The 7,119-nt window shown below is 41.2% G+C and carries 6 protein-coding genes and 1 rRNA gene; 6 read left to right on the top strand and 1 reads right to left on the bottom strand.

Going from position 1 to position 7,119, the window contains the following annotated elements:
• The first annotated feature begins 16 nt into the window (after positions 1-16).
• The 6 genes from rrf (at position 17) to IL356_RS19540 (ending at position 5,504) form a co-directional block, all read left to right on the top strand.
• Positions 17-128 (top strand): 5S ribosomal RNA (gene rrf, locus IL356_RS19565).
• 157 nt (positions 129-285) lie between these two features.
• Entirely contained in the window at positions 286-1,671 is a 1,386-nt protein-coding gene (locus tag IL356_RS19560; RefSeq protein WP_121847823.1) for a glycoside hydrolase family 88 protein, read from the top strand.
• Positions 1,671-3,113: an NADH:flavin oxidoreductase gene (locus IL356_RS19555; RefSeq protein WP_121847824.1), complete on the top strand. Its 1,443-nt coding sequence runs from the start codon at positions 1,671-1,673 to the stop codon at positions 3,111-3,113. Before IL356_RS19560 ends, IL356_RS19555 begins: the two co-directional genes overlap by 1 nt.
• On the top strand, positions 3,110-3,880 hold the full coding sequence (locus IL356_RS19550) for a 3-ketoacyl-ACP reductase (RefSeq protein WP_121847825.1): 771 nt from the start codon (positions 3,110-3,112) through the stop codon (positions 3,878-3,880). Before IL356_RS19555 ends, IL356_RS19550 begins: the two co-directional genes overlap by 4 nt.
• 12 nt (positions 3,881-3,892) lie before the next feature.
• Entirely contained in the window at positions 3,893-4,111 is a 219-nt protein-coding gene (locus tag IL356_RS19545; RefSeq protein ID WP_121850605.1) for a hypothetical protein, read from the top strand.
• Positions 4,101-5,504 (top strand): sodium:solute symporter family protein, encoded by a 1,404-nt coding sequence (locus IL356_RS19540; RefSeq protein ID WP_121847826.1) that lies wholly within the window; start codon positions 4,101-4,103, stop codon positions 5,502-5,504. Before IL356_RS19545 ends, IL356_RS19540 begins: the two co-directional genes overlap by 11 nt.
• Positions 5,505-5,591: 87 nt before the next feature.
• Here IL356_RS19540 and IL356_RS19535 read toward each other — a convergent pair whose 3' ends face one another.
• The gene (locus tag IL356_RS19535; protein WP_121847827.1) at positions 5,592-7,100 is read right to left on the bottom strand and encodes a RagB/SusD family nutrient uptake outer membrane protein; all 1,509 of its coding nucleotides are present in this window, start codon (positions 7,098-7,100) and stop codon (positions 5,592-5,594) included.
• Positions 7,101-7,119 lie beyond the last annotated feature (19 nt).

The following is a 7,119-nucleotide window of genomic DNA, read 5'->3' as shown; positions in this document are numbered from 1 at the left end:
ATAAGGTATTCAAGACTTAGGTGGCCATGGCGGCGGGGCCCACCCCTTTCCATTCCGAACAGGGAAGTTAAGCCCGCCAGCGCCGATGGTACTGCCACACCAGGTGGGAGAGTAGGTCGCCGCCTTCCTTCGAGGGCCCCTTCACTTTACGTGAAGGGGCCCTTTTTTTATGGGGTATATTCATTCCCTAACAACTTTTCATATTGCTTTTTTGTTAAATTTCTAAGAGAAACTATTGGTATAATTCAATTTTACCTTAGTTTTATTAGGTAACCAATAACACAAATGCAGATAGATTACCAAATTGCCCCTCAAGAACTTTCTGAAAAGCTTACCAATCTCTGGACACATTCCGCCAATAAAATAAAAAGCATGAACGCTCACCTCAAGTCAGGTAAGGGTTCTCCCGTAGTAACGGTCAATGGAATATATGAGCCACGTAGTTGGACCGATTGGACCCAAGGGTTCCAATACGGATCTGAATTATTTCAATTTGATGCAACGGGAGATAGCTTTTTTCTCAATATTGCAATCGATAACATTAAATCAAAAATGACCTCTCATGTGAGTCATTTTGGGGTACATGACCATGGTTTTAATAATCTAAGCACTTATGGAAATTTACTCCGACTTCTTAATGAGGGTAAGATTGAAAACGATAAATGGTTAAAGAGTTATTGTGAGCTCGCTTTAAAGCTTTCCTCATCGGTTCAAGCCCAACGATGGACACAATTATCCAATAAGGGATATATCTATTCTTTTAATGGACCGCACTCTTTATTTGTAGATACTGTACGTACGATTCGCATATTGGGAGTGGGTCACCTATTAGGACACTATTCTTCAGGAGAGAACGATATACGTCTTAATCTTCTAAAAAGGGCCTGTGAGCATGGTCTGACAACCGCGGAATACTCAATTTACTACGGAGAAGGGCGGGACGCTTATGACATAAAGGGCCGCACGGCGCATGAGATAATATTTAATACAAATGATGGAAACTATCGTTCGCCCTCAACACAACAAGGGTATAGTGGTTTCTCAACTTGGACTAGGGGTCTTTCATGGGCCATGCTTGGTTTTGCAGAACAATTGGAATTTTTGAACGAACTTAAGATTGGCGACGATTTAGAGAGTTTAGGAGGCAAGCAATATGTGGAGGAGACCTTTCTGAAAGCCGCAAAGGCAACCTGCGATTTTTATATTGAGAATACGGCATCTGACGGTATTCCTTATTGGGATACAGGCGCACCGGGTCTCTTTTATTTAAAGGATTGGAAGACTACAAAATCAAATCCATTTAACGATTATGAGCCTATTGATAGTTCTGCAGCCGCCATCGGTGCACAAGGACTTTTAAGATTGGGCAATTATTTAAATCGGAAAGGATTAGAAGGCGGGAATACTTATATGTCTGCTGGTCTTACAGTGGCTGATTCACTACTTTCAGAACCTTATTTAAGCCCTGACCCGAACCATCAGGGGCTTCTGCTTCACACCATATACCATCGACCGAACGGATGGGATCACATACCAAAAGGTAGTAAAATACCAAATGGAGAAGCTTGTATGTGGGGTGATTACCACTTACGAGAACTTGCATATTACCTCAAAGGACTAATCAGTGGTGATTATTACTATACATTTTTTAAAGATATCGTTTCAGAATAATGGCCCAACAGAAAATAACACGTGTTGCACAACTAAAAACGTCAAGTGATTTCTTGGGTCATTTGCAAGAGATCAAAGTGTCGATACCCTTTAAGGAAAATCTGAATCAAAAAGGCTCTTCGAAATTAAGCGAACCCTTGTTTCTTCAATCAGGCGAAAAGGTAGGAAACCGTTTTTGTATTCTCCCTATGGAAGGGTGGGATGGTACTACCGATGGTCTGCCAAGTGAACATACAAAAAGGAGATGGCATCATTTTGCTATAAGCGGTGCTAAACTACTTTGGGGTTGCGAAGCTGTGGCTGTTCGTCATGATGGGCGAGCAAACCCTAATCAATTAATGATCAATGAGAAAAACCTCCCGGCTTTCAAAGACCTGTATGAGAACTTACGTAGAGATCATAAGGCCAAATTTGGTAAAGAAGATGATTTGGTTATCGGCCTTCAATTGACCCATTCGGGAAGATTTGCTGTGCCAGACGAGGATAGGCTTAGAAAACCTTTCACACTATATAAGCATTCAGTTCTAGATGAAAAATTTGGCTTACCGGATTCGCACATACCTATGAGCGATGAAGAAATTGATGAATTGGTAAACGATTTTGTACAGGCGGCTAGTTTGGCAAAAGAGGCAGGTTTTCAGTTTGTGGATATAAAGCATTGTCATGGTTATCTTGGCCATGAATTTCTAAGTGCGAAAACTAGAAAAGGTAAATATGGTGGTACCCTTCAAAACAGATTAAGATTTTTAAGGTCGGTTGTAGAGGGAATTAAAAAGACCTCTAAAATAGCTGTGGGTGTACGCTTGAGCGCATTCGATTTTATTCCTTTTGTTAAAGATGAGGAGAATATTGGTATTCCAAAAGCTTTGGGCAGCGACTATAACGAGGCATTCGGTGGCGATGGCACGGGTGTCGGAATTGACATGACAGAAGTTTTCGAATTACTTCGAAGTTTTGAAGAACTGGGTATTGAAATGGTATGTGTTACTGCTGGAAGCCCATACTATACCCCGCATTTAACAAGGCCTGCTATTTTTCCTCCTTCAGACGGATATCTTCCTCCGGAAGATCCATTGGTCGGTGTAGCTCGTCATATCGATATAACCGCACAGATTAAAAAGCGCTTTCCAAATTTAAAAATTGTTGGTTCTGGCTATTCCTATTTGCAAGAATGGCTTCCCCATATTGCGGAGGCGGTGATAGATGAAAATATGGCAGATTTTATCGGGTTGGGCCGAATGGTTCTTAGTTACCCGGAAATGCCTGACGACATTTTACAAGGCCGTAAGCTGGCCAGGGGTAGTATCTGCAGAACTTTTTCCGATTGTACAACGGCTCCCCGAAAAGGAATGCTTTCCGGATGTTTTCCACTAGATTCCTACTACAAAAAAATGCCTGAGGCAGCCGAGCTAAAAGAAATTAAAAAAGCCATTCGGCTATGAGAAAGAATATTTTGATAACGGGTGGCTCCAGAGGTATCGGTTTGGGTATTGCTAATGAGTTGGCAGAAGCAGGCTACAACTTAGCCATTAATGGCATGAGGTCTGAGCAAGAGGTTGACAATGTATTGAGCTCTTTGAGAAGTTATGGCCCGAAGGTGATTTACTGCCAAGGCGATATATCTCAAACGAGTGGGCGGAATGACATACTATCAAAAATAGATAAAGATTTAGGCGTTTTAAACGTGCTTGTCAATAACGCGGGAGTGGCCCCAAAAGAGAGAAACGACCTTTTGGAAATGTCTTTGGAGAGTTATGAAAGGGTCATGGATATCAATTTAAAAGGACCCTTCTTTTTAACACAGCAAGTGGCACGCCAAATGATTGAAAGTAAGACTCAAAACAACGCTTTTGATGGCTGTATAGTCAACATAACATCGGTAAGCGCTGAAACGGTCTCAATTTCAAGAGGGCAATATTGTCTCTCAAAATCGGGCCTACATATGATGAGTAAACTCTTTGCTGTCAGATTGGCTCCACACGGTATACCCGTATATGAAATACAGCCTGGTGTTATTGAAACCGATATGACCGCTACCGTTTTAGAGAAATATAAAAAACTCGTAGAAGAAGGGCTGACCCTTGAACCTCGTTTAGGAACACCTAAAGACGTGGGCATGGCGGTAAGAGCATTGGTAGAAAAAAGAATCTCTTATGCAACGGGGCAAGTGATCAAAATTGACGGGGGAATGTCAATTCCGACCTTATAAATAACTGGAATAGTGAAACCAAAGAAAAAGAATTTATTGGTAATCGACCTATTGGCGATAATCGCATTTGTGGCCACGTTTACGCCCCTGATTATTCCGACAAGTACAAATGAGCCAGAGCTTTTTGGCCTACCGTACACCATGTGGACAAGCTTTTTGTTAAGTGTTTTTTTCGTGGTTCTCACCTATTGTGTCTCATTGCTTCAAAAGAAAGATCAGCATGCTGACTAATTTTATTATAGCAAGTGCCGTCTATCTGGCGATATTGATTTTTTTGGTCAGACGTACCCGAATTAAAGAAAAGACGACGAGTAACTATCTTTTAGGTGGAGGGAATATAGGCTTTGTCATAGGGTTGTTCACTACAGCTGCTACTTTGTTCAGTGCATTTACCGTAGTGGGTATGCCCGATTTTTTTAGAACGCACGGTGTTGGTGCATGGATATTTCTGGCGGTTTCCGATACAATGATGGTATACGGCCTTATACGCGTAGGTGAGGTGTTGAGAAGAAAAGCAAGAAACCTTGATTTCAAGGGGATGTCCGGTTTGATGGCTTCGACCTACCAATCAAAACTTGCCGGATATGTAGCCTTTGGTGGTGCTGTCATTTTTCTCATTCCCTATATTGCCGTTCAAATCAGTGGTATATCCATTTTTTTAAATGCTGCTTTTCCCGAAGCCTTACCCGTATGGGCTTGGAGTTTGGGCATAGTCGCTGTGATGGTCGTCTATAGTGAAACTGGCGGGTTAAGGGCCATTATGTATAATGATACCCTTCAAGGTATTTTACTTTTTTTTACTATTTGGGTAGTAGGTTACAATTGTATTGCCCATTTCGGAAGTGTTGAATCGATGTTCGCAGAAGTTAAGGTGCTTAATGAAAAGTTGTTGTCGGTACCAGGACCAAAGGGTCTTTTTACCGCACAGTTTTTTATCATTTCTGCGATAGCAATTATTTGTCTACCCTTTACTCAACCCCAGATTTCCACACGGGTGGTTATCATGAAAAATAGCGCATCACTCAAAAAAATGGCCGTTGGCCTAGGCGTTGTAGCAATTTTGGTCATTCTACCTACTTTGTTTATGGGTATGTATGGGGCCATACTCTACCCTGATTCTTCCACTCAAGATTTTATAGGGCATGTGTTGCTTTATGATCAAGCTCCTGCCATAGCTACTTTAGGTTTGATAGGGTTAGTGGCGGCGGCCATATCAACTTCAGATTCTCAAATATTTGCTTTAGGTTCCGAACTACGGTCGCTTCTTAATTTGGAGGATGCCAAATCAATTAAGATTACACGTTTTTTTATTGTAGTATTTGGCTTGTTGGCCCTAATTTTTAGCATTGTTAGCACAGAACATTTAGTTCTATTGGCACGAACCAGTTTTACTGGAACGGCTATCATGGCTCCGATGATTTTGACCGGTATTTTAAGCTCGAAAAAGCTAACTTCACTCATGCCATTGGTTACTTTAGGGGGGTTACTCTTTTTTATCCTTTCAAAATTGAGTGTTATGCCGACCCAATTTTTCGGCATACAATCAGAATTAATTCTTTTCGCTACGTTAATTACGGCTTCACTTGTTGAAGTTTTTATATTGGGCGCACGAAAGGCAGAATAAAAAGGTGTTCTAATAAAAAAACAACCCTCAGCCGAAACCGAAGGTTGTTCTCACTATTAACTAACTACTTATCGTGAAATCTAGATTTTAGTAACCCGGGTTCTGTTCTAGATTTGGATTATTTTGCATTTCACCTGTTGGTATCGGAAACAATAGTTCTCTTTCCGTTAAGGCTTTATTTGGAAGATAGCTGAAGGTATGGCCGACAAAATCTTCCAATAGGTTGGTTTCAGGATTATAGGCCTTTCTCCAACGTGCCATATCGTACCAGGTCTTGTTTTCAAAACTGAGCTCATGAACTCTTTCGATTCGAACTGCATTTCTAAATGATTCTTGTGTAAGGCCTTCTAGATCGGCTATTTCAGCTCTTTGCCTTATTAAATTGACCGCTTCGTAAGCGTCGGCACTTGGCCCCGATTCGGCTTCATTTGCTGCTTCCGCATACATTAAAAGCACATCTGCATAGCGATAAAGACTCCAGTTAAGGTCTGACTGGGCCGATTCTTCATTGGCCGCCACATCAAAATGTTTAAAAATATAGGGTGCTCCAAGATTAATGCTATCGTTTCTGTCAGCTTCCAACGAATAGCTTCTAAAATAGAACTGCTTTTCCTCCGCCCTTTTATCGCCCACTTCATAAGATTCGGCAAATTCATTGGTCGAAAAGATACCTCCGGTTTGGGCCGAATAAGCCGAAATACCAAGATTGTAAGGTAAAATGGCGGGTTGCCAGTTACCGGATTGAATACCTGCCGCAAATTGCGTCATGAAAATGTATTCACCGGTATTTTTGGTGGCAGGATTATGGAGATCATCATAGGTATCAAATAGAGTGTATTCATTGGAATCGATTACCTCTTTTGCTTTTGCCGCGGCTAAGGCATAGTTGGCAGTTTGCTGCAATGGAAAACCTGCAGTAGTTAGATAAACATCTGCCAAAAGAGTTTTTACCGCTCCTAACGAAACTCTTCCTGAATCATCTCTCCAAGGTAGACCAGAATTTTCAGCTTCTGTAAGGTCGCTGATAATCAAATCGTAGATAGCATTAGGACTTACTTGTTCGGCGAAAAGCTGTTCCGATCCTAAATCGACCGAAGAAGTGATTAAAGGAATGTTGCCGAACATACGTACCAAACCAAAGTAATAATAGGCCCTGAAAAATTTGGCTTCGCCCAGGTACTTTTGTTTTTCAGTTTCATCCATATTAATGTCGGGTATTTTTTCAATAGCAAGGTTTGCCCTTGAAATTCCCCTGTAATACTCTGTCCAATAACTGCTTCCGTAACCATTATCCGAGTTGTTAATGAGGTCTTTTACCAAATAGATATTGGTAGCTTGGCCTAATGAGGTATTGGCAAGACCTGTAGCAAATTCCAGCATTAACCACGTTCCACCACCAAAACCGCTTTCCGTAATAGGAATCAATGGTTGGTAAATACCGTTGACAGCACTTTCAGCGTGTTCTGCTTTTGTGAAATACGTATCTGTCGTAAAGTTCGACTCATCTTCTTCATCCAAGAAATCACTACATGCGGTTGCTAATGAAATGGAGATGAAGACCGCTATAAATCGTATGGGATTTTTATAGATTTTCATTCTTTTATCTTTTAATATT

Origin of the sequence: Euzebyella marina, assembly GCF_014855515.1 — a bacterium.
Classification (GTDB): Bacteria; Bacteroidota; Bacteroidia; order Flavobacteriales; family Flavobacteriaceae; genus Euzebyella; species Euzebyella marina.
Note: the sequence above shows the minus strand (reverse complement) of the source record. Positions and strands in the feature narration are given on the sequence as shown.